The 21,879-nt window shown below is 32.6% G+C and carries 24 protein-coding genes; 2 read left to right on the forward strand and 22 right to left on the reverse strand.

Going from position 1 to position 21,879, the window contains the following annotated elements; translation table 11 throughout:
• The coding region (locus KJI70_01470) for a hypothetical protein (protein MCP6718203.1) at positions 1 to 327 on the reverse strand (327 nt) is incomplete at its 3' end.
• A 284-nt stretch (positions 328 to 611) separates the two neighbouring features.
• On the opposite strand from KJI70_01470, the gene rpmE reads away from it, so the two are divergent.
• Positions 612 to 839: a 50S ribosomal protein L31 gene (gene rpmE, locus KJI70_01475; GenBank protein MCP6718204.1), complete on the forward strand. Its 228-nt coding sequence runs from the start codon at positions 612 to 614 to the stop codon at positions 837 to 839.
• Between the two features lies 1 nt (position 840).
• Positions 841 to 1,575, forward strand: a complete 735-nt coding sequence (locus tag KJI70_01480; GenBank protein ID MCP6718205.1) for a PCRF domain-containing protein — start codon at positions 841 to 843, stop codon at positions 1,573 to 1,575.
• Here KJI70_01480 and KJI70_01485 read toward each other — a convergent pair.
• The 21 genes from KJI70_01485 to eno form a co-directional block, all read right to left on the reverse strand.
• Complete coding sequence (locus KJI70_01485) at positions 1,572 to 2,927, reverse strand: lytic murein transglycosylase (protein ID MCP6718206.1); 1,356 nt, start codon at positions 2,925 to 2,927, stop codon at positions 1,572 to 1,574. The two genes, KJI70_01480 and KJI70_01485, sit on opposite strands and share 4 nt — an antisense overlap.
• A gap of 25 nt (positions 2,928 to 2,952) precedes the next feature.
• Positions 2,953 to 3,654 carry a 50S ribosomal protein L25 gene (locus KJI70_01490; protein ID MCP6718207.1) on the reverse strand — a complete coding sequence of 234 codons (702 nt, stop codon included), beginning with the start codon at positions 3,652 to 3,654 and terminating at the stop codon, positions 2,953 to 2,955.
• On the reverse strand, positions 3,651 to 4,505 hold the full coding sequence (locus tag KJI70_01495; protein MCP6718208.1) for a class II fructose-bisphosphate aldolase: 855 nt from the start codon (positions 4,503 to 4,505) through the stop codon (positions 3,651 to 3,653). Before KJI70_01495 ends, KJI70_01490 begins: the two co-directional genes overlap by 4 nt.
• Positions 4,502 to 5,461: a carbohydrate kinase family protein gene (locus tag KJI70_01500; GenBank protein MCP6718209.1), complete on the reverse strand. Its 960-nt coding sequence runs from the start codon at positions 5,459 to 5,461 to the stop codon at positions 4,502 to 4,504. Before KJI70_01500 ends, KJI70_01495 begins: the two co-directional genes overlap by 4 nt.
• A gap of 2 nt (positions 5,462 to 5,463) precedes the next feature.
• Positions 5,464 to 7,833 carry a phosphoenolpyruvate synthase gene (gene ppsA, locus KJI70_01505; protein ID MCP6718210.1) on the reverse strand — a complete coding sequence of 790 codons (2,370 nt, stop codon included), beginning with the start codon at positions 7,831 to 7,833 and terminating at the stop codon, positions 5,464 to 5,466.
• 2 nt (positions 7,834 to 7,835) lie between these two features.
• Complete coding sequence (gene acs / locus KJI70_01510; GenBank protein ID MCP6718211.1) at positions 7,836 to 9,749, reverse strand: acetate--CoA ligase; 1,914 nt, start codon at positions 9,747 to 9,749, stop codon at positions 7,836 to 7,838.
• A gap of 59 nt (positions 9,750 to 9,808) precedes the next feature.
• Complete coding sequence (locus KJI70_01515; GenBank protein ID MCP6718212.1) at positions 9,809 to 10,222, reverse strand: hypothetical protein; 414 nt, start codon at positions 10,220 to 10,222, stop codon at positions 9,809 to 9,811.
• Positions 10,167 to 11,189, reverse strand: a complete 1,023-nt coding sequence (gap, locus tag KJI70_01520; GenBank protein ID MCP6718213.1) for a type I glyceraldehyde-3-phosphate dehydrogenase — start codon at positions 11,187 to 11,189, stop codon at positions 10,167 to 10,169. Before gap ends, KJI70_01515 begins: the two co-directional genes overlap by 56 nt.
• 17 nt (positions 11,190 to 11,206) lie before the next feature.
• Positions 11,207 to 11,446: an NrdH-redoxin gene (locus KJI70_01525; GenBank protein MCP6718214.1), complete on the reverse strand. Its 240-nt coding sequence runs from the start codon at positions 11,444 to 11,446 to the stop codon at positions 11,207 to 11,209.
• A 24-nt stretch (positions 11,447 to 11,470) separates the two neighbouring features.
• Positions 11,471 to 12,442 carry a hypothetical protein gene (locus KJI70_01530; GenBank protein MCP6718215.1) on the reverse strand — a complete coding sequence of 324 codons (972 nt, stop codon included), beginning with the start codon at positions 12,440 to 12,442 and terminating at the stop codon, positions 11,471 to 11,473.
• A 106-nt stretch (positions 12,443 to 12,548) separates the two neighbouring features.
• Entirely contained in the window at positions 12,549 to 12,755 is a 207-nt protein-coding gene (locus tag KJI70_01535; GenBank protein MCP6718216.1) for a DUF1858 domain-containing protein, read from the reverse strand.
• Between the two features lie 7 nt (positions 12,756 to 12,762).
• Positions 12,763 to 13,521: an SDR family oxidoreductase gene (locus KJI70_01540; GenBank protein MCP6718217.1), complete on the reverse strand. Its 759-nt coding sequence runs from the start codon at positions 13,519 to 13,521 to the stop codon at positions 12,763 to 12,765.
• Positions 13,522 to 13,589: 68 nt separating this feature from the next.
• Entirely contained in the window at positions 13,590 to 14,750 is a 1,161-nt protein-coding gene (gene thiI, locus KJI70_01545) for a tRNA 4-thiouridine(8) synthase ThiI (GenBank protein MCP6718218.1), read from the reverse strand.
• A 5-nt stretch (positions 14,751 to 14,755) separates the two neighbouring features.
• Positions 14,756 to 15,820, reverse strand: coding sequence for a tRNA 2-thiouridine(34) synthase MnmA (mnmA, locus tag KJI70_01550; protein ID MCP6718219.1), 1,065 nt, complete (start codon positions 15,818 to 15,820; stop codon positions 14,756 to 14,758).
• Positions 15,817 to 16,296 carry an iron-sulfur cluster assembly scaffold protein gene (locus KJI70_01555; protein ID MCP6718220.1) on the reverse strand — a complete coding sequence of 160 codons (480 nt, stop codon included), beginning with the start codon at positions 16,294 to 16,296 and terminating at the stop codon, positions 15,817 to 15,819. The genes mnmA and KJI70_01555 overlap by 4 nt, the downstream gene beginning before the upstream one ends.
• An 11-nt stretch (positions 16,297 to 16,307) precedes the next feature.
• Positions 16,308 to 17,480, reverse strand: coding sequence for a cysteine desulfurase NifS (nifS, locus tag KJI70_01560; GenBank protein MCP6718221.1), 1,173 nt, complete (start codon positions 17,478 to 17,480; stop codon positions 16,308 to 16,310).
• 14 nt (positions 17,481 to 17,494) lie between these two features.
• Positions 17,495 to 17,908, reverse strand: a complete 414-nt coding sequence (locus KJI70_01565) for an Rrf2 family transcriptional regulator (protein ID MCP6718222.1) — start codon at positions 17,906 to 17,908, stop codon at positions 17,495 to 17,497.
• Positions 17,909 to 17,986: 78 nt separating this feature from the next.
• Positions 17,987 to 18,166 carry a 4Fe-4S binding protein gene (locus tag KJI70_01570; GenBank protein MCP6718223.1) on the reverse strand — a complete coding sequence of 60 codons (180 nt, stop codon included), beginning with the start codon at positions 18,164 to 18,166 and terminating at the stop codon, positions 17,987 to 17,989.
• 1 nt (position 18,167) lies between these two features.
• Positions 18,168 to 19,361 carry an FMN-binding glutamate synthase family protein gene (locus tag KJI70_01575; GenBank protein ID MCP6718224.1) on the reverse strand — a complete coding sequence of 398 codons (1,194 nt, stop codon included), beginning with the start codon at positions 19,359 to 19,361 and terminating at the stop codon, positions 18,168 to 18,170.
• A gap of 3 nt (positions 19,362 to 19,364) precedes the next feature.
• Positions 19,365 to 20,564, reverse strand: a complete 1,200-nt coding sequence (apgM, locus tag KJI70_01580; protein MCP6718225.1) for a 2,3-bisphosphoglycerate-independent phosphoglycerate mutase — start codon at positions 20,562 to 20,564, stop codon at positions 19,365 to 19,367.
• On the reverse strand, positions 20,561 to 21,811 hold the full coding sequence (gene eno, locus KJI70_01585; GenBank protein MCP6718226.1) for a phosphopyruvate hydratase: 1,251 nt from the start codon (positions 21,809 to 21,811) through the stop codon (positions 20,561 to 20,563). Before eno ends, apgM begins: the two co-directional genes overlap by 4 nt.
• Positions 21,812 to 21,879 lie beyond the last annotated feature (68 nt).

Below are 21,879 nucleotides of genomic sequence, written 5' to 3' on the forward strand. Positions count from 1 at the left end.
TTCTACTTTAAGTTTGGATCTAACTACTAATTCTTCATTAGTATCAACATAGAACAAAGCTCCTCCTGAATTGTCAGGAGTTTTAATCTCTAAATCTCCTCCTGAGTAGATGATCACACCACTACCTGCGCCTTGACTAGTCTTTAATACTGACACAGTTAATTCTCCTGATTTAGTTTGAGCAGTAGTGCTGGTATCTATGAGAGTTGAGATATTGCTTGTTGGTGGAGCTGTTGATGGTTCAGTCCAGGCTGAAATCCAATAAACAGTTAATAATGATAAGATTAAAACACTTAGTATAAGTGGTAGTGTGTTTTTTTTATTCATATGTTTTTTTTAATTAGTCTTGAGTTTTTAATTAGATTCTTTATTTAATCAAAAACCTTTGCTAATTTTGTTTAGTATTTGATTAATGTATTCATTTTAACATATTCAATATTAAAAAAAACATATGATATTGCCTGTCTTTCGATATATTTTTCTCTTTTTTCAAAACTTGTACATTTATACATTATTTAAAAGATATCCATAATGAAACGTATAATTGGTTTAACAAAGCATTTGTTCAGTTTTCATTTGATTTTTAGAATATTTTTGCTAAAATAAAGACTATGAAAAAAGAAATCCATCCAAAATATCATAGCAAAGCCAGAGCAAAATGTGCTTGCGGCAATAGCTTTACTATTGGCTCAACTCAAGAATTCATTGAAACTGAAATTTGTTCACAATGCCATCCTTTTTATACTGGAAAAGAAAAAATATTAGATGCAATGGGACAGGTTCAAAAATTCAAGGAAAAATTGGCTAAAAAAGAACAGCTGAAAAAGAAAAAAAAGTGACATGGCATCAGTTATTATTGAAATCAGAGCTGGAGCTGGAGGAAAAGAAGCAGCTCTTTTTGCTGCTGATTTATTTAAAATGTATTCCCGCTATGCCCAGTATCAAGATTGGAAACAAAAAACCCTAGATACTCATTCAACCGATCTTGGCGGTTTAAAGCAAATTATTTTTGAATTGAAAAATGGCGATGTTTTTTCAAAAATAAAATACGAAGGAGGAGTTCATAGAGTTCAAAGAATACCTCAAACTGAAAAATCAGGAAGGATCCATACTTCCACAGCTTCTGTCGCAGTATTTCCGAAACCAGAAAAAGCCCAAGCAAGCATAATCAGATCAGACCAATTAAAAATTGATTATTACAGGGCTTCTGGGCCAGGAGGCCAATATGTTAATAAACGAGAAACTGCAGTAAGAATCACTCATTTGCCTACTGGACTTATTGTAACTTCTCAAGCAGGAAGGAATCAGCTTCAGAACAAAGAAAACGCAATGGCAATACTTCAAGTAAAGCTTTTAGAGCAAGAAGAATTAAAAAATATTGAAAAATTAACAAAAGAAAGAAGAGCCCAAATCAAATGGGCAAGAAGAGTTGATAAGATAAGAACATATAATTTCCCTCAAGACAGACTGACTGACCACAGAATAAAAAAAAGCTGGCACAATCTAACTGATATTATGAATGGCAAATTAGACAAAGTAGTTAAAACTCTAAATAAGTTTGAATCTAAACTTTAATTCCCAAGCTCTTTAATGTCTTCCTCATAACGATCAGCAATAGCTAAAACTGATCTCCCATAGAACTCTTCCCATTTTGACCATCTATAACCAGAAAAATATCTCATTACAGCTTTAAATTCATTTGTTTTGGCTCCTAAATCTTTTAAATAAATACCAGAAGCTAAAAATGCATCCCTAATATCCCATGGATTGGCTTCCCTGCCAGTAACTTGTTTTACTTTTTCACCATAACCATATCTTGGATTTCCCCAAGTATCAGGAATAAACTGGGCTGGCCCCATTGCTCCTCCCCAACCAATACTCATTGGACAGGAAACTGGAGTGCTCAAAGGATCTCTGCCTAATTTTCTGGTGATTTCAAGGAAATAAGGCAAATCACGGGTTGGATTCATTGTTTTCAATTCTATTTTTCCAGTAGTAATTCTTTTCCCCCTGCCAGTTGTAGTGTCAGTTAAATAACATTGGCCAACATTCTTGCCAATATTGGATTCTTGAGTTAATACAGCCAAAACCAGTGCTGGCCTTATTCCAGTAATACTTGTCACATACTTTGCAATCTCATAAGCTTCTCCAAAAGTAGGAGCTTTAGGAACACCAATAAGTTCAAATATTCTTGCTCTGATTTCATTAGCTTTTTTCTCTGTTTCCTGCTTTTCTTGAAGCTGTACTTGGTATTGTTCTTCAGTCAGCTCTAAATATCCTTCTTGTTGATTTTTCAAAACACTGCTTTCCTGTCTTTGCAGTAACCTCACTTTAACTATTGTTTCTAAATCTATTTTTTCTTCATCTAATGATTCTTTTTGATCTTCAAGGCTTAATTTAAGATTTTTAATATCAGCTAAGAGTTCACGGCTTTTTCCATTTAAAGTTTCCAAAGCTATCATATTCTCAAAAAAATCAGATAAATCATTTTCTGAAAGAAAAATCTCAATTAAAGATTTTTTATCCTCCTGATGAATACTTCTTAAAATTGCTGAAAGATAGTCTTTTGATTCTTCCACTTTAAAAATCGTGGTTTCAATAGATCCTTCTGTATCTTCAATTTGGTATCCCAAATCCTTAATCATTGTATTAGATTGCTGAATTTGAACATTTAAACTCTGGATTCTTCTTTTCAAAAGATAAATTTCAGTTTGAAGAGTTTTCTTTTCTTTTTCAGTTTTTTCAATATCATTTTCAATATTTGAAAGCTGTTCTTCAAGCTGTTTTAATTCCTGCTCTAGCGCCTCTCTCTCTTGCTGGGAAGTTTGTGCCAAAGCCTGCCAATCAAAATAATTAAAAACAGGCAAAATAAAGCCTGCTAATAAAACAACGCTTAAAATAATTTTAATAAGTTTATTACTGCCCATTTTTATAAACAAAGATTGTGTCGTGCTATTTTTTTTCTTTCTTTTTTTCTTGACCTGTTAAAACTTCTGCAGAAACAGGTTTTTCTTCTTCTTTTACTCCTTTCTCTTCTGATTCCCTTTCTTTACTAATGACTTCTGTTTCTTTTTCTTCAATTGGCTTTTCAAGCTCTTCTTCAACTTTTTCAGGCGCGGAAACTGTAACTATAATTTCATCAGGATCTTTTAAAATCTTAATGCCAGAAAGAATTTGCAAATCTTTAACTAAAATATTATCGTCAAAAGTTTTTAATTTTGAAATATCAATTTTAATTTCTTTTGGAAGGTCTTGAGGAAACGCTTTTACTTCAATCTCAGAAATATTTTTAACCAAAGTGCCTCCTAAGCTTTTAATTACTGGCGCTTCGCCTTCAAAAATCAAAGGAATCATTATCTCAACTTCTTCTTTTAAGTTAGGTTGATAAAAATCAATATGAATAGGATTGTCAGTAATAACATTAAATTGAATATCACGTATTAAAACCAAAAACTTTTCCTTTTCATCTTTTACTTCAAGAGAAATCAACGAACTCTCCCCTGCTTCTTTGTAAACTTTATTAAATTCTTTTAAATCAACTTCTAAATTAGTATTCTTAACATTAGAGCCATATAAAACAGCGGGCACTTTTTCTTTTGCCCTAAGCCCTTTTAAATCCTTTTGTTTTCTTTTTTTTGCTTTTAAACTAATCATGTTTTGTTGTCAGAACCAAAAAGCTTTATTTTATTTTCAACAATTTTTTGAACTGCGCTAACAACTTCTGGCATTAATTTATATGGTGTGGTTTCTTGTGGTCTGTTTTCTAAAACCTGTTTTAAAGTATCCCTATAAGCTAACCTCAACTCAGTATTTATGTTTATTTTAACAATGCCTTGAGATATAACCTGTTTAGTGTCTTGGTCAGACACGCCTGAACCGCCATGGAGCACAAGAAATTCTTTCATTCTTTCCTTTATTTTTTTCAACCGATCAAAATCAATCATTGGACTTTTCCCGGAAGATTCAATGCCATGAAAACTGCCAATACTAATTGCTAAACTATCAATTTTAGCTTGTTTTGTAAACTCTAACGCCTGGCCTGGATCTGTTAACCCCTGTTTTGTTTCTGGCGCTTTCTCAAGCATTCTTGAAGCTCCTAAGGTAGGATTAAACTCTCCTTCAATTAAAATATTTTTCTTCTGGCTATAATCTTGAATCTTTCTTAAAATATCAATGTTTTTTTCAAAATCCAGTTTTGAACCATCAAAGTGCACTGCATCATAACCCGTATCTATTGCTTTCTTAATATAATCGAATGATCTTCCGTGGTCAAGATTTAAAAAAATAGCAAGATTTTTATTCTTTCTATAAGAACCTACAAGAGCAACTGCTTGTTCTAAACCAACAAAGCCACTTTCTCCTTCTGATGTCCCTATTATTGCTGGTGAATTCAGTTTTTCACAAGCTCCAACTATTGCTTTTAACTGCTCTAAAGTTGAAAAATTAAATTGCCCTATTGCCCATTTCTCTTTTTGTGCTTTTAAAAGATATTCTTTTAATTTCATAGTTTTTGTATTTTCACTTTAACCTTTTTCCACTTCTGGCCTTTTTTCAAAATCCCATCTTTAGCTCCCCATTCTTCAATATTGGCAGTTGAATTTGCCATGGCAAACTGAATTGCTAAAGCAATGTCACTGCTATTAATATACTCAACAATAAAACCAGAACCAAATGAATCTCCTGCTCCAGTTGCGTCAACAAGTTTTACTTTCAAAGCAGGAACAGTGTACAGGAATCTTCCATCAGAAACTGTTGCTCCCTGTTTTCCTTTTGTCATAATGCAGATTCCATCTACTAATTTATCAAGCTTTTTAAAAACAATTTTTTCTTTTTTAAAAGAAGTCTTGGTAAGAAAACCTGCTTCTTCTTGATTAAGAATCAAAACATCTACTTTTTCTAGCGCTTTTTTAATTTCAGAAGATCTCAATTGATATTTGCTCGGATTCAAAGCAGTTTTAATCTTATTTTTTTTAGCAAAATCAATAATTTTTAAATAATCTTTAACTAATTTTCCTGACAAGGGAGCTAAATAAAACCATTTTGCTTTTAACTCTTTAAGGGGAACGTCTCTGGCAGACAACAACCTTGACGCTCCTCTGTAAGGTAAGATCACCTTTCCTTTGCTGCCGCTGAAAATCACTGACATTCCCGTTGATTCTTTGTTTGTTTTAAAAACAAATCTTCTGTCAACATTAAACCTGCTTAAGTCTTCTAAAACAACTTTTCCTGCAAAATCATTGCCTATCATCCCGCAAAAAGCAGTTTTAAACCCCTGACTGCCAAATGTAGCAGCTGAATTAGTGCCTCCGCCTCCAGAGTAAAAAAACATATTCTCGCCTTCAAGCTTTTCACCCAATGGCAAGAATATCCCTTTTCTTTTGTTTTTTAAAGAAATGCCTATCTTTTTATAGCTGACAAAAACGTCTAATGTAGCTGAGCCAAAAGTTACAACATCAAACATGATTATTTTTGTTTTTTAGATAAACTAATTATTGTTTTAATGACACTGTCAGGATTTAAAGATATTGTTCCAATTTTTTCTTTCATTAAAAAATTTGCGAAGTCTGTAAAATAACTTGGCGCCTCACCGCAAATCCCAATATACTTTTTATTCTTCCTGCAGACTTTTATTGTTTCTGAAATCATTTTTAAAACTGCTTCATTCCTCTCGTCGTCAATATGAGCTATTTTAGCACTGTCCCTGTCCATGCCTAGAACCAGCTGGGTTAAATCATTTGTACCAATGCTCATGCCGTCAAAAATCTTTAAAAACTCATCAGCTAAAATTACATTTGAAGGAATCTCGCACATCACAATTATTTTTAATCCATCTTTTCCTTTTTTAAGACTATTCTTAGCCATCAAATCTAAAACTTTTTTTCCTTCTTCAACTGTCCTGCAAAATGGAATCATCACCCAAATATTCTTAAGTCCAAACACCTCCCGGGCTTTTTTAATTGCTAAGCACTCCATTTTAAAAGCTGGTTCAAAGTCCTTGTCATAATAACGGGAAGCACCTCTCCAGCCCAGCATTGGATTTGATTCTTTTGGTTCAAATAAATGACCTCCAATTAAGCTTGCGTATTCATTTGTTTTAAAGTCAGAAAGCCTGACAATTACGTCTTTAGGATAAAATGCAGCTGCAATTTGAGAAATGCCTTCAGCCAATTCATCAATAAAATATTGTTTTTTGTCTTTGTAACCAATAGTTAATTCTTGAATTTGGGATTTTAATTTCTTATCTTTTAAGTTATTAAAGTGATAAAGGGCCAAAGGATGGATCCTTATCTTCTCAGCAATTATGAATTCCTGCCTTGCCAAACCCACTCCGTCAACGGGCAAAAATGATTTTTTAAAAGCAATTTCAGGCACCCCTAGATTCAAACTAATACTAACTGGCAACTTAGGAATCTTTTTTAAATTATATCTTTTAACTTTAAAAGGGACTATTCCTTCAAAAACTCTTGCTTTTGTACAGTCAACAGTAATATTTTGTCCTGTTTTTAAAATCTTGGTTGCTTTTTTTGTTCCAACAATGCAGGGAATACCTAATTCTCTTGAAATAATAGCAGCGTGAGCCGTTTTCCCTCCTTCATCAGTAATAATTGCTGACGCTAATCTCATTATTGGCACCCAATCAGGATCAGTCATTTTTGTTACCAATACTTCACCTTTTTTAAATTGATTTATTTTAGCCACATCAGAAATAACTCTTACTTTACCTTGACCAACCTTATCACCAATACCAATACCTGTTAAAACAGGCTTTTTATTAATCTTAATCTCATATTCTTCATAAATGTTTTTAGCTTGGGGACTATGAACTGTTTCTGGCCTGGACTGAACAATAAATAACTTGTTTGATTTGCCGTCCTTTGCCCATTCAATATCCTGGGGAAAATCATAGTGCTTTTCAATTTTTAAAGCCCAATCAGTTAAAGTTAAGATTTCTTTTTCACTTAAAGAGAATTCCTGCTGCTGTTTTTTGTCAACAGTTTTTTCTTTTAATCCCCCTTTTTCATTGTAAACATACTTTTTAGTTTTTCTTCCCAGGTCTTTGACAATTATTGACTTGTAGCCTTTTTCAAAAGTAGGCTTGAAAACATAAAACTCATCAGGAGTTATTTTTCCCTTAACAATTAGTTCTCCTATCCCAAAAATAGAATTAATTAAAACAACATCCTTAAACCCGCTTTCAGTATCAATAGTAAACATTACGCCAGACGAACCCAAGTCAGACCTTACCATTTTCTGAACTCCAATTGAGATTGCTATCTTCAAATGGTCAAATCCTTTCTCCTCCCTGTAAGAAATGCCCCTGTCAGTAAACAAAGAAGCCATGGATTTTTTAATGGCTCTTAAGAGCTGTTTCTCACCTTTAATATTTAAATAAGTTTCCATCTGGCCAGCAAAACTAGCTGTTTTTAAATCTTCAGCAGTAGCTGATGAACGAACTGCAACATCAGTTTGAGCATCATCGTATTTCTCTGATAATTTTTTGTAATTTCTAATAATTTCTTTTTGCAAGTCTTGAGGAAACTTACCTTTTAAAATCAATTCTCTAGCTGATTTTCCTGTTTTTTTCAAACTGGCTATGCTCTTGGGATTAAAACTTTGAAAAATCTTTTTTAATTCTTTATCAACAACATTGCTTTTCAAAAAATATCGATAAGCACTTGAGGTTGTAGCAAAACCATTTGGAATATTAATTCCTTTTTTTGTTAATTTAGAAAACATCTCGCCCAAAGATGCATTTTTACCCCCAACCAGTTTGCCTTGATTCTTTGAAATATCTTTAAACCAAACAATATATTTTTTTGATTTTGGACTCATAATTATTCTTTAATGGTTTGTTTAATCTGCTTTACGCTTTCTGGGTTAGCTAAGGTTGAAAGATCGCCTAATGGTTCTTTTGTAAATAATCTTTTCAAAATCCTTCTCATTATTTTGCCTGATCTTGTCTTGGGCAAGTCATCAACTAAATAAATCTTTTTAGGCAGAGCAATCGGCCCAATCTTTTCCCTGATTTCTAAAATTAACTCTTTTTCTAATTTTAATGCAGGAACCTTGCTTTTAGGAACAATGAATGCGACTGGCACTTCTCCTTTTATTTTATCAGGTATGCCAACAATAGCGCACTCTGCAACATAAGCATGTTTTGAAAGGACATTTTCAAGCTCTCCTGTCGTAACTCTGTGGCCAGCCACTTTAATTACGTCATCAACTCTTCCAACAATCCTGATTAACCCATTTTTATCCCTGTAGGCTGCATCTGAGGTAAAATATATCTTGTCCCCATAATCATTCCAATAAGTCTTTTTGTATTTTTTGGGATTTTTATAAACCATTCTCAATAGGCTTGGAGCAAAAGGAGACAGAAGAACTAAATTTCCTTTCTGATTTACTTTAACGGGTTTTCCTTTATCGTCTAAAATATCAAATCTAAATCCTGGGAAAGGAAGTCCTGTGTAGGCTGGTTTAAAAGGACCGATTCCAGGCAAAGATGTAATTAAAATTCCTCCTGTTTCTGTCTGCCACCAGGTATCAACTAAAGGACACTTTTCCCTCCCAACATTTCTAAAAAACCAATTCCAGGAATGTTCATCAATTGGCTCACCCACTGAACCTAATAATCTCAAGGTTTTAAATTTAGTTCTGGAAAGCTTATCACACTGTTTTTTAAACATCCTTATAGCAGTTGGGGCAGTATAAAATATTGTTACTCCATGCTCTTCAATAATGTCTGCCCATCTATCAGGTTCTGGCCAGTTAGGCGCACCTTCAAACATTAAAAAAGTAGCGCCGTTTAACAAGGGCGAATAAACAGTATAAGTATGGCCTGTTATCCAGCCAACATCAGCTGTTGACCAGAAAATATCTTTATCATGCAAATCAAAAATCCACTTACCTGTAAAATAGGCTTGCACTGTATAGCCACCGCAAACATGGATACAGCCTTTAGGACGGCCAGTTGAGCCTGAAGTATAAAGTATGAACTGGGTATCTTCACTGTTCATTTTTTCCGGCTCGCATTCATCTTTTTCATTTTCAATCAATTCATGCCACCACAAATCCCTGTTTTTTTTCATTATCACTTTATTATTGGCACGCTTAACAACAATAACTTTTTTAACCTTGCTTCCTTTTAAAGCCTTGTCAGCATTTTTCTTTAAATCAATGGCTTTTCCTTTTCTAAAATACCCATCTGATGTTATTAAAACCTTGGCTTCAGTGTCTAATAATCTAATATTTAAGGCAGTTGAAGAAAAAGCAGAGAATACCACAGCATGAACTGCTCCAATTCTCGCACATGCCAGCATCGCAATTACAACCTCAGGAATCATTGGAAGATATATTCCAACCCTATCTCCTTTTTCAACTCCTAACCTCTTCAAAGCATTAGCGCACTTATTAACTTCTTTATACAGCTCGTAATAAGTTAAAAACCTTGTTTTCTCTTTTATTGGTTCTGGTTCCCAAATCAAAGCAACCTTGTTCTTCCTTTCTTCAAGGTTTTCATCCAAAGCATTATAAGTGATATTAAGCTTTCCTTTTTCAAACCATTTGAAATATGGCGGGTAGTGAGAAAATGTTTTTTTAGGCTTTTTAAACCAGTGGATTTCTTTTGCTAAATCCTCCCAGAATTTAACTGGATCTTTATTAGCTTTTTCATAAATAGACTCATCATTAATCCAGGCCTTTTCTTTAAAAGTCTTGCCAGGATAATACAGCTTGCCTTTTTTAATCATATACATTTATTCTACCAAAAAACCGCGCTTTGCACGATTTTAAAATTACCAGATTAAAATTAACTTATTTTCTTTTCTAAAAATATCACTCTTTTTTCTAGATTTTCAAACTCATCTTGATCCACTTTTCGCTTAAGTCCTTGTTTTATAAATTGAACATCTGATTTAATAATTTCAATATTCTCAGCATTCTTAGCCACCATCACGTGTAAGTTTTTCATACTTTCGGAGTTTTTAGCAACTATATTGCGTAAAACAACTAATTGCTCTTGAACGCCTAAAACAGATTCTGCTATCAGTTTATTTTGAGATTCTAATCGTTCAGCAACAACTCCAAAATAATTTTCATATTGTTTTCTCTGCTCCTCCAAAATTATTTTTAGTTTCTGTTCATCCATACGCTTAATATTAATATTATTATAATTTCTTTCCAATAAACTCAGCAAATTCAGCCAACCTGCAGGCATAACCATATTCATTATCATACCAGGCAGTAATTTTAACTAAATTATCTTTTACTTTTGTCAAAGGCGAATCAATAATTGCTGAAAAAGAATTGCCAATATAGTCTGTTGAAACTAAAGGAGCGTCTTCAACTCCTAAAATCCCCTTAAATTTTATATTTTGAGATGCTTTTTTAAAAATATAATTCACGTCTTGAGAAGTTGTTTTTTTCTCAACCTCACAAACTAAATCCAACAAAGAAACAATTGGCACTGGAATCCTGAAAGCCAAACCATCAAGTTTTCCATTAATCTCTGGGATAACATAGCCTATTGCCTCACTTGCTCCGGTTGTTGTTGGAACAATGTTTAAAGCTGCTGCCCTTGCCCTTCTTAAATCCTTATGAGGAAAGTCTAAAATTCTCTGGCTTGTTGTATATGAATGGATTGTAGTCATAAATCCCTTAATAATCTTAAAATTATCATTTAAAACCTTAACAATTGGAGCCAAGCAATTGGTAGTACAAGATGCCATGTCAACAATATCATGTTTTTTAGAATCATATTTTTCTTCATTGACGCCCAAAACAAAACAAGGTATTTTTTCTTTGTCTTTTGATGAAGCTGAGATAACAACCTTTTTGGCGCCAGCTTTTAAGTGTTTTTTAGCGCCGTCATAATCCCTAAAAACACCAGTGCACTCTAAAACAACGTCAATGCCTAATTCTTTCCAAGGAAACTTAGAAGGATCTTTTTCATTAAGAACCTTTATCTTCATTCCTTTATTTGTTCCATCAACTAAAATAGAATGATCAACTGCTTTAATTGTTTTTTTATAAATCCCGTAAATACTATCATATCTTAAAAGATGAGCTAAAGTCTTGGCGTCAGTTAAATCATTTACAGCCACCAACTCTAAATCAGAACGGTTTTCTAAAATCTTTTTAAAAACAGCTCTGCCAATTCTTCCTAAGCCATTGATAGCAACTTTAATCATAAATGTTTTAAAAAAAATTACTCTTTAATTCCTAAAAGTTCTGAGATTTTTTTCTTATCAAATCCAATTACAAACTGGCCACCAATTTCTATTACAGGTACTCCCATTTGTTTTGTTTTCTCAACCATTTCTTTTCTTGCTTCTTCATTTTCAGAAACATCTAAATCTTCAAACTCAATTTTATTATCATTTAAAAACTGCTTTAAAACAATACAATAAGGACAAACTTTAGTGGAAAAAACCCTTGTTTTAGACATTTTATGCTTCTAATTTTTTAATTATTATAAACTACAGCTTTGACCATTAGAAGTGCCGCCTACTTCTAAACCAAATCCAGAAGAATAAACTGTGCTGGAAAGAATCTGAGAGCACTCTTCTGGTATCTGGGAAAACGCATTACAAACAACCTGCTTAAATGCTTCTGGTGAACGTGAACTTAAACTGACAATTTGATCATTTACAATAATTGTGGGTGATCCTTGCACCCCATAAGACTGATTCAAGGCGCTGTGTAGATCAAACTTAGGAAACTGTCCATCAATCCAAGTATCTTCGTCCTGATACTGAGAATAAATACTAAATTCCTCATCTATAGTATCAATACAGCTCAAAAGACTATCCTCATTAATTCCTGCTTCTGAAAGACAAGTTTGAGAATCATCATCTTTTACAAAACATGATAAATACTCACTATACTTTTCTCTTTGGTCTTTCTGAATGCAGTACTGAGTCAAGTTCTCGTCTATTTCCTTTTTGCCATGCATTATATAATCTACAAAATAAACACCCATTTCTGCTTTATTTTTTAATAAATCATAAACTGGTAAAAACGCTTTCTGGGTCTGAAGACCATAAGGACAATAACTCATTACAAAAAGTTTAACATCTGGCATTTCTCGTTTTGAGGTCTCCTGCTGGATTTGTCCTTCATCTCCAGCATTAAAGTCCAACTCATAACCATCAGGGAATAAGTATTTTCCATCTTTGCTGACATAAGACTGATATTCAGTTCCTTGGACATCCAAGCGAATCTTATAAACATCACCTTCTTCAGTAATGTCAATCAAAGACGCAGTAATACCTTCGGGCAATATATTTGTATTAACAAAGCTTAATGCTTTTTCGCTTATCTCTTCTGGAGACAAATGTTTTTGATTAAATACATCCTGATTTAGATATAAAAATACTCCTAAAACTGAAAGTATAATAATTGGGATCAAGAAAATTGATAAGTCTTTGAGATTTTGGTTCATGAATTCTTTTATTGTTTTAATATATAATTTAAATTATCACACCTTTAATTCTTTGTAAAATATATCTTACTATAACCATAACGGCTTTACAAACTATCCATATAAGTTATTTTTTCTTGGAATTTTTGTTTAAGGCAGCAAGCAGTTTATCAGCATCAATCCCATACATTTTGCAAATATCCCCTATTTTTAATTCCTCCATTTCCATATCTGCTAAAGGGCAAGTTAAACAAGGCAAATTATATTTTACTAGAATTTTTTCATTATCAGGATTTTTTAAAATCTTAAATAAAGTTGTATCTTTGTTAAACATTAAACTATTACATTGCTAAATACCCGCCATCAACAACTATTATAGAGCCCGTCATATAAGAAGACTTGTCAGAAGCTAAAAACACAACTGCATTTGAAACTTCTTCTGGCTTTCCCATTCTGTGCATTGGGATCCTGGCTAAAGACTGTTCTAGAGTCTTTGGGTCTTGTTTTATCGCATCTACCATTGGAGTATCTATTGCTCCTGGTGCAATAGCATTAACTCTAATATTCAATGGTGTCAGTTCCAAAGACATTGCTTCTGTCATTGCAGTAATGCCTCCTTTTGAAGCGCAATAATGAACAATTTGAGCATAACCAACTCCAACCTGACCCATGGCAATAGAGCTAATATTAATAATTGAGCCTGATTTTTGTTTTGCCATTTCTTTTGCACAAGCCTGAGCACATAAAAAATATCCTCTTAAATTAACTGCCATCGTTTTATCCCAATCCTGTTCAGTTAATTCTAAAAACGGCTTGAATTGTAAAATCCCAGCATTATTTACTAAAATATCTATTTTGCCAAACTCATCTAAAGTCTTTTTCACCATTCCATCAATTTCCTTTTTGCTTATAACATCACATTTCACTGCTACTGCCTGACCTCCTGAAGATTTAATTTCATCAGCCACTTTCTGACAATCTTCTAATGATATGTCAGAAACAACTACTTTAGCGCCTTCTTTTGCCAAAGCCAAGGCATGAGTTCTTCCCATTCCTCTTCTTGCTCCTGTAACAATTGCTATTTTATCTTTTAATTGCATATTTATTTATTAATTAAATTATTAAATCAACCTTTGAAAATTATTAATAGTATTTCATTAATTATATCTTATTTTAAAATTGTTAAAAGCTTCGTCGATTCAAGAGCTTTCTCAATCAATTCTTCAACATCAAGCTTTTTTTCTTCTGATTTTACCTGTTTTAAATCAGCTTTTGTCTCAACGCGGGCTGGTAAAAACCTGGCGCAGCAGTCTTGATGAGGAAGAATTGAAACATCAAAGGTGTCAATTTTCTTTGCTAAATCAATTATTTCTTCCTTATCAAATCCAATCAAAGGTCTTAGAATGGGCATATTCACTGCTTCTGAAATCACAAATATATTTTCTAAAGTCTGGGAAGCAACTTGACCGATACTATCACCAGTAACAAGCGCCAAAGCTTTTTCTTTTTTCGCAACAACTTCAGCAATTTTCATCATTAATCTGCGGTAAAAAATGACACGAAGCCTAGCTGATACTTTTAAAAGAATCTGTTTTTGAACATCAGCAAAAGGTATTAAATAAAGTTTTGAATTGAATTGAAACTTATTAAGAATTTTAACAATTCTTTTAACCTTGTCGATTGAAGCTTCATCTGTATAAGGACGGGCATGGAAATGAACAAAAATAGCTTTTACCCCTCTTTTCATTGTCAAAAAGCCAGCAACAGGCGAATCAATCCCTCCTGATAACAAAACTACTGCCTTGTTCCCAACACCAACAGGTAAGCCACCATAAGCACTAATTTTCTCTGTGTATAAAAATGCATGATTCCTGGTTATTTCAATAAATAAAGTTATGTCTGGATTCTCCAGCTTAACTTTCTTTTTTAAATTCTTAACAATAAAAGCACCAACAGTTTCACTGACTTTCGGAGATTTTAGAGGAAAATCCTTGTCAGATCTTTGAGTTCGAATCCTAAAAGTTTTAAATTTTTCTTGCTCTAAAATTTCAAGAGCTTTTTTATTAATGATTTTGATTTCTGGTTTAACATTACAAGCGAAAATAAAAAACACCATTCCAAAAACATTTTTCAAAGATTTTTTAATCTTGTCTTTTTGCTTTAAGCCTGTATCAGTTAATTTCACAATTATTCTTCCTGAGATTCTTTTTACAAACTCAAAACTATCTTTTGGTAAAGATTTTTTAATGTTTTCAACTAATTTTTCTTCAAAAAACTTTCTATTTTTCCCTTTTAATCCTATTTCGTGATAATGACAAACTATATACATTGTATTTAAACAATTACTCCCCCACCAACTAACTTGTTTTTATCGTAAAGCACTGCTGATTGGCCAGGAGTAATCGCAATTTGTGGCTTTTTAAACTTTAACACATATTTTGTTTTTATTTTAGAAATAACAGCCTCCACTGATTTATGCCCGTATCTTATCTTAACTTTTACTTTTAAAGGCAGGTTGGGTTTTTTAGAAGAAATCCAGCTTACATTTTTCAAACTTAGTTCTTTTTCATACAAATCTTTTTTGTTTTTACTAATAATTAACCTGTTTTTCTTTTTATCTTTATCAACAACATAATATGGCCCGCCAGAAAGCTTAATTCCTTTTCTCTGGCCAATTGTATAAAACCATAGCCCCTGATGTTCTCCTAAAACTTTACTATTTTTATCAACAATTTTCCCTGGTTTAATTTTAAGATATTTTCTTAAAAACTCATTGGTTGTTTTATCAATAAAGCAAACTTCCTGGGAATCTGGCAGGTCAGAAACAGGAAGCTTAAAATCTTTAGCCATTTTCCTAACTTCATTTTTTAAGTAACCACCAACTGGAAATAAAATGTGTTTTAACTGATTTTGGCTTAATTTCCATAAAAAGTAAGATTGGTCTTTTTTCTTATCTTTTGCCTTTATTAGGGCTAGTTCACCGCTTTCTTTTTTAATCCGAGCATAATGGCCAGTAGCAATAAAATCAGCACCCAAGCTTTTCGCTTTTTTCAAAAGCAGTCCAAACTTAATCTTTTTATTACAAACAACACAGGGATTAGGAGTTAGGTTTTTTCCGCAATCAACTAAAAAAGGATCAACTATTTTACTTTTAAATTCTTTTTTAAAATCAATGACATAAAAAGGAATCTTTAAAATGCTTGCCACTTTTCTTGCTCTTTTTTCTGATTCTTTAGAGCAGCACCTATTGTACTGTTTGTTTAAATCATCTCCTGCCCAGAATTTCATAAAAACACCAATTACATCAAAACTAGCTTCTTTTAACAAAGCTGTGGCAACTGATGAATCAACTCCGCCTGACATGGCAGATACAACTCTTAACGCTGGTTTTTGTTTCATTTCTTTTTCAATAAATCTTTATACCTTTCCTCAATAACTTCTAATTCCTTTTTAATGATTTCATGATTTTTTTCAAGCTTTTTAGGTATGCTTTTTTTATTCTTTGTAAGGTAATCATAAATCGCTTCAGACAAAGCATCAATTGCCAAAAAAGAACAATGTATTTTTATTTGAGGCAAACCTCCTAAAGACTTAACAATATCATCTTTTTTAAGTTCAAGAGCTTTGTTTAAAGTTTTTCCTTTTGCCAAATCAGTAACAACACTGCTTGTAGCTAAAGCTGCCACACAACCAAATGTCTCAAACTTAATGTCTTTAATAATCTTTTCTTTCTTTTTATTCTCTCCAACTTTAATATATATATGCATCACATCTCCGCAGACCAGATTTCCGACCTTGCCTATTCCATCTGGATTTTTAATATTTCCCAAGTTATGCGGGTTTTTAAAATGCTCCATTACTTTTTTTGTATATATTTTATTTTGACTCATTTTCTTACCTTATAAGGAGAAATTTCTCTTAATTTATTAACAACGCCTGGCAAGACCTTTAAAACATAATCAATATCGCTCTTCTTTGTCCATCTGCCCAGAGTGAATCTCATAGATCCATGAATCTGATAAGGCTTTAATTTTATTGCAGTTAAAACATGGCTTGGCAAAAGTTTGTCAGAAGAGCAAGCTGAACCGGTTGACACAGCCACCCCCAGCATATCAAGCTGAATTAAAAGTGATTCGCCCTCAACAAATGAAAAAGAAAGATTAATATTATTAGGCAGTCTTTTTTTTGAATGACCATTAAGTTTTACATCTTTAATATTTTTTAATACTCCATTAATCAATTTTTCTCTTAAAATTATCTGTCTTTTTGATTCTTTTTTCATTTCCTTTTTGCAAAGCTCAACTGCTTTTGCGAAACCAACAATACCACTGACATTAACAGTTGCACTCCTTAAACCTGCTTCATGACCACCGCCATGAAGTAAAGGATCTATCTTTGTCCCCTCTCTTACAAATAACAAACCAACCCCTTTAGGGCCATATAATTTATGAGCACTTGCGCTTAACAGGTCAATATTCATTTTATCAACGTCAATAGGTATTTTCCCAAAAGCCTGAGTCGCATCAGTATGAAAATATACATCTTTGATTTTGCAAAGTTTTCCAATTTCTTCAATCGGCTGAATTGTTCCTATTTCATTATTAGCATGCATTACTGAAACTAAAATTGTTTCTTTTTTAATCAAGTTTTCTATTTCTTTTAAATCAACCATGCCATGCTTATCAGCCTTTAACCTGCTTATTTCAAACCCATTTTTCTCAAGCCAATTACTGGCTTCAATAATACAAGGATGTTCAACTGAAGAAATAATGATATGATTTCTTTTAGCTTTATTTGCAAAAGCAATGCCCTTTAAAGCTAAATTATTACTTTCAGTAGCAGAGCTGGTGAAAATTATTTCATTGGACTTAGCGCCAATCAAACTGGCAATGCTTGCTCTTGACTCTTCTAAAGCTAACTTTGCCTCTTGGCCAAAGCTATGAAGAGACATTGTATTGCCAAACTTTTTATCAAAATAAGGCATCATTGCTTTTATAACTTTTGAATCAGTTGGGGTAGTTGCCCCATAATCTAAATAAACTCGTTTATTTTTTACCATAATTTTTAAAATTATTATTTAATTAAATCAGCTAATGTTATTGAATTTAAAGTAGAATTTAAAGAATCCTGAACTTTTTGCCAAACAGAAACAGTTCTACAAACCTTTTTCCTAGGACACTTGTATTTATTTTCTTTTTCAACAACAAGACACTGAACAGGAGCTATTGTTCCTTCTAATATCTTAATAATCTCACCTACTTTAATTTTTCTAGGATTACGAGCCAAACAATATCCTCCTTTAATACCTCTTTTTGATTTAACAAGCTTGTTCTTTTCCAGTTTTGAAATTATTTTCTCTAAATAATCAAAAGAAATACCTTCTTCTTTTGAAATCTCTCTTAATGAAAAAACCTTGTCTTTTTTAAAGACATCTGCCAAAAAAGCCATTGCTCTTAATCCATATTGTGTTTTTTTGGAAATTCTCATATTCAATAAAACTATAAAACCGACATTATTGGTCGGTTTTAAGTATATCGTGAAATAAAACTATATGTCAATATTTAACTATTCTTGTTTCTCAATTGCTTCGTAAGGGCAGATAGATTCCCCTCCGCATTTTTCTACTTCATCTGAGTCTTTAATCATGGACTTCCCATCTGTATCCCACTCTGCTCCTTTAGGGCAAACTGAGATACAAGCACCACAACTAATACATTTTTCTTTGTTTACTTTATAATCAGCCATATTATTCACCTATAAACTTAACTTTAGATATTTTAGATATTTCTAAGCTTAAAGCTCTTAGATGACCTTTATTTAAATTAAAAATATTATTTTCTCCACAAGCACCAGCAACCATTTTAATTTCTTCAGTAGAGTTTTTAATAAAATTAGCAACATTTGAAGCAGCTTGATCCACATCAAGTTTTCTTCTCAATTCTTTATCTTGAGTGGCTATTCCTTTAGGGCATTTACCAAGATAACATAGCCCGCACTGAATACAACCCATAGCAATAAGCAAGGCACTTCCACAAAACACTTTGTCAGCCCCCAGCGCTAATGCTTTGGCAAAATCTGCTGGCTTGTTTAATCCCCCTCCAATCCAAAGCTCTTGTTTTGCATTTATTTTATCTAAAACTTCTCTTGCTTTGACTAATGCGGCTAAAGTTGGAATGCCCATATCATTTAAAACAGTGGTAGGCGCTGCCCCTGTTCCTCCTTCCATTCCATCAATCGCAATAATATCAGAATTAGTTTGAACTGCTAAAGGCAAATCTTTCTCAATATCTCCTGCTGCAATTTTTATTATAATTGGAACTCCTCCTGTGATTTTTCTTAGTTTTTCAATTCTTTGCTTTAATTCTTTTATATCTTTTATATCCTGATGATATGCTGGCGAATGAATATCCTTTCCCATTTCTATTTTCCTAACTCTTGCAACTTCTTCTGTCACTTTATCAGCAGGAAGCAAGCCTCCCATTCCCCCTTTTGCTCCTTGTCCGATTTTAACTTCTATTACATCTGCTTTTTTTAATATTTCCTCACTAATCCCAAATCTTCCTGTTGAATATTGAATTGTTAAATTACCTGCAAATTCTCTTTCTTCATTTAACATTCCTCCTTCTCCAGTATTTGCTATTGTCCCTGCTAATTTCGAGGCTTTTGCTAATACAATCTTTGCTTCTTTACTTAAAGAACCAAAACTCATGGCACCAAAAACAATTGGCGTTTGAATTGTAACTGGTTTTTTGCTATTTTTTCCAACAACACTTTCAGTAGTTATTGTTTCTCTGTAATAATCAACGGGTCTTTTATTTAACTGAGCAGGAACAAAAACAAGGTCATCAAAACTAATTCTCCCTAGTTTGTTTGATCTCCCGCTTGAAACTGATACTTGTTTTGTTCTTTTTTGAATTTCTCTTACTAGATTTTGATCCATAGCTTATTTTTTTAAAATTTTACTCATTAATTTGATTTGTTTGAATTTTTTAAGTTTTCCATTTTTGCAACTTTTTTCTGAAAATTTAATTTTTCTCTTTTTAGATTCCTGATGTTTGTAAATTAAAACAGGAATCAATTCAGTGCAGTGCTTTTTAGTTTCACAACAAGTTGAATGGTCTGCTGTTATGACAATTCTTATATCTTTAATATTTAACAAAGACTTAATGCTTTTGTCAATTCTTTCGATAAATTTCATTTTACCAAAACAATCTCCATTTTCTGACAAAATATCTGCTGTTTTTATATGACAAAAAATAAAATCGTATTTTTTAATGTTTTTCTTGATGCTAGAAATTTTTCCAAAAAGATTTGTATCAACGTCACCTGTTGTTCTTTGTACATTAATCAAATCCATGCCTAAAATCTTTGCTATGCCCTTGTAAACATGACCTGCTGCGATACAGCCTGCTTTAAGCTTGTGTTTTTCATAAAAACTAGGTGTCTTCCTAAACTCTCCTGCTCCCCTTACTAAAAGATAATTAGCAGGTAGAAGTCCTTGTTTCTTTCTTTTTTTATTCAAAGGATGATTTTTTAAAATATCATGAGCTTGTTTTAAAAATTCATTTAAAACTTCTGCTGTAAATTTTGCTTTTTTAGATTTATTTAAAGCAATAATATTTTTAGCCTTTATCCCAATATTCTTATCAGTATCACCACCACCAATATTCGAAGATAACCCCTTTCCTTTTAAAACTAAAACTGCTCTGTGGCCCAAAGATTCAGCTACTGAGAATTTAATTCCTTTAATCTTTATCCCAGAGATCGCTTTAATCAAAGCACCAGTATTGTTAATTCTACCTGCCCTTCTATCAAGAATCTTTAGGTTTTTATCTACCGTGGCAAAGTTTGCCCTTAAAGCTACATCTCCTTTCTTCATTTTTATATTCTCTCCAATTGCTTCATAAACACCCCTACCTAAGTAATAAGTTTTGGGGTCATAACCAAATAAAGCTAAGTGAGCAGTGTCTGAACGAGGATATTTTTGCCAGGGAAAATAAAACGGCTCAATAAGACCGCACACACCATTACTAGCTAAATAATCTAGATTTGGAGTTTTTGCTGATTCTAAAGGGGTTTTATTGTTAAATTTTTTAATAGGCTTATCTGATAAGCCATCAAGAATAATTAATACAGTTTTCATTTCTCTAGCTCCTGCTCAATTTTTAATAATCTATTGTATTTTGCTATTCTTTCTCCTCTCGCCGGAGCACCAGCTTTAATAAAATCTGCACTAACACCAGTAGCGAAATCAGAAATAAAATCATCGTTGGTTTCTCCTGACCTATGAGAAACAACTGTTTTCCACTTGTATTGCTTTGCTAATTTTACTGCTTCTAAAGCTTCTGAAACTGTTCCGATCTGATTTATTTTTATTACCGTAGAATTGACAGCATTTTTCTGCTTTGCTGTTTTCATTCTTTCAAGATTTGTCACTAATAAATCATCGCCAATTATTAAAATATTTTTTCCGAACTTTTTATTAATATCTTGAAATCCCTGCCAATCATCTTCAGAAAAAGGATCTTCTAATCCTAAAATCTGATATTTTGAAATTAAATCTGAATAATATCTTAAAAACCCTTGTCTTGTGAAAACTCCTGCGCCCATTTTATATTTTCCATCTTCAAAGAATTGGGAAGCAGCGACATCTAAAACAATTTTTATTTTATAGTTCAGGTCTTTTGCTGCTTGAAAAATAAAATCTAATGCTTGTTCTGTAATTAAAAAAGGAGGAACAAAACCGCCTTCATCTCCTATATTAACCGCTAATTTGCCAAATCTTTTTAAAAGCGAGTTTCTAAGCTGATTATAAATTTCAAAAATAGTTTCTAGTTTTTGAGAAAATGAATCTTTATCTATAGCAACCATAAATTCCTGAACACTTAAGCTGCTCTTGGAATGCGCTCCGCCATTAATAATATTAAATAGAGGATCCGGTAATTTTGGTTCAACTTTTAATTCGTATGTTGTTTTTAAAATCTCATTTATATATTTAAAAAGCTTTAACTTCTTAGAACCTGCTCCTGCCCTACATACTGCTAAAGAAACTCCGCAAATCGCATTAACTCCCAAGCTGGATTTATCATTTGTTCCGTCAAGCTTAATCATTAAATCATCAATTTTCTTTTGTGAAGTAACATTCATTCCTTTAATTTTTGGACCAATAATCTTATTCACATTTTCAACTGCCCCTGACACCCCTTTCCCAAAATATCTTTTTCCTCCATCTCTAAATTCAATTGCTTCGTGTTTTCCAACTGAAGCACCAGAAGGAACTGAAGCATAAAAAATCCCTAATTTTGTTTCCAGCATAACCTCAATAGTAGGATTGCCGCGGGAATCCAATATTTCTCTTGCCGTAATGTTTTTAATCTCAGAGTTTTTCATACCTTAATTCTAAACTAAAACAACATTTTTTAAAAATGTTGACGAAAAAGATGGAATGATCTCTATAT

It is taken from the genome of Patescibacteria group bacterium (genome assembly GCA_024238995.1).
Lineage (GTDB): Bacteria > Patescibacteriota > Minisyncoccia > Minisyncoccales > JANBVM01 > JANBVL01.

Coding starts and splice junctions, on each gene's coding strand:
- rpmE (MCP6718204.1), top strand. CDS start 612: ATGAAAAAAGAAATCCATCCAAAATATCATAGCAAAGCCAGAGCAAAA.
- KJI70_01480 (MCP6718205.1), top strand. CDS start 841: ATGGCATCAGTTATTATTGAAATCAGAGCTGGAGCTGGAGGAAAAGAA.
- KJI70_01485 (MCP6718206.1), bottom strand. CDS start 2,927: ATGGGCAGTAATAAACTTATTAAAATTATTTTAAGCGTTGTTTTATTA.
- KJI70_01490 (MCP6718207.1), bottom strand. CDS start 3,654: ATGATTAGTTTAAAAGCAAAAAAAAGAAAACAAAAGGATTTAAAAGGG.
- KJI70_01495 (MCP6718208.1), bottom strand. CDS start 4,505: ATGAAATTAAAAGAATATCTTTTAAAAGCACAAAAAGAGAAATGGGCA.
- KJI70_01500 (MCP6718209.1), bottom strand. CDS start 5,461: ATGTTTGATGTTGTAACTTTTGGCTCAGCTACATTAGACGTTTTTGTC.
- ppsA (MCP6718210.1), bottom strand. CDS start 7,833: ATGAGTCCAAAATCAAAAAAATATATTGTTTGGTTTAAAGATATTTCA.
- acs (MCP6718211.1), bottom strand. CDS start 9,749: ATGATTAAAAAAGGCAAGCTGTATTATCCTGGCAAGACTTTTAAAGAA.
- KJI70_01515 (MCP6718212.1), bottom strand. CDS start 10,222: ATGGTTATGCCTGCAGGTTGGCTGAATTTGCTGAGTTTATTGGAAAGA.
- gap (MCP6718213.1), bottom strand. CDS start 11,189: ATGATTAAAGTTGCTATCAATGGCTTAGGAAGAATTGGCAGAGCTGTT.
- KJI70_01525 (MCP6718214.1), bottom strand. CDS start 11,446: ATGTCTAAAACAAGGGTTTTTTCCACTAAAGTTTGTCCTTATTGTATT.
- KJI70_01530 (MCP6718215.1), bottom strand. CDS start 12,442: ATGAACCAAAATCTCAAAGACTTATCAATTTTCTTGATCCCAATTATT.
- KJI70_01535 (MCP6718216.1), bottom strand. CDS start 12,755: ATGTTTAACAAAGATACAACTTTATTTAAGATTTTAAAAAATCCTGAT.
- KJI70_01540 (MCP6718217.1), bottom strand. CDS start 13,521: ATGCAATTAAAAGATAAAATAGCAATTGTTACAGGAGCAAGAAGAGGA.
- thiI (MCP6718218.1), bottom strand. CDS start 14,750: ATGTATATAGTTTGTCATTATCACGAAATAGGATTAAAAGGGAAAAAT.
- mnmA (MCP6718219.1), bottom strand. CDS start 15,820: ATGAAACAAAAACCAGCGTTAAGAGTTGTATCTGCCATGTCAGGCGGA.
- nifS (MCP6718221.1), bottom strand. CDS start 17,480: ATGGTAAAAAATAAACGAGTTTATTTAGATTATGGGGCAACTACCCCA.
- KJI70_01565 (MCP6718222.1), bottom strand. CDS start 17,908: ATGAGAATTTCCAAAAAAACACAATATGGATTAAGAGCAATGGCTTTT.
- KJI70_01570 (MCP6718223.1), bottom strand. CDS start 18,166: ATGGCTGATTATAAAGTAAACAAAGAAAAATGTATTAGTTGTGGTGCT.
- KJI70_01575 (MCP6718224.1), bottom strand. CDS start 19,361: ATGGATCAAAATCTAGTAAGAGAAATTCAAAAAAGAACAAAACAAGTA.
- apgM (MCP6718225.1), bottom strand. CDS start 20,564: ATGAAAACTGTATTAATTATTCTTGATGGCTTATCAGATAAGCCTATT.
- eno (MCP6718226.1), bottom strand. CDS start 21,811: ATGAAAAACTCTGAGATTAAAAACATTACGGCAAGAGAAATATTGGAT.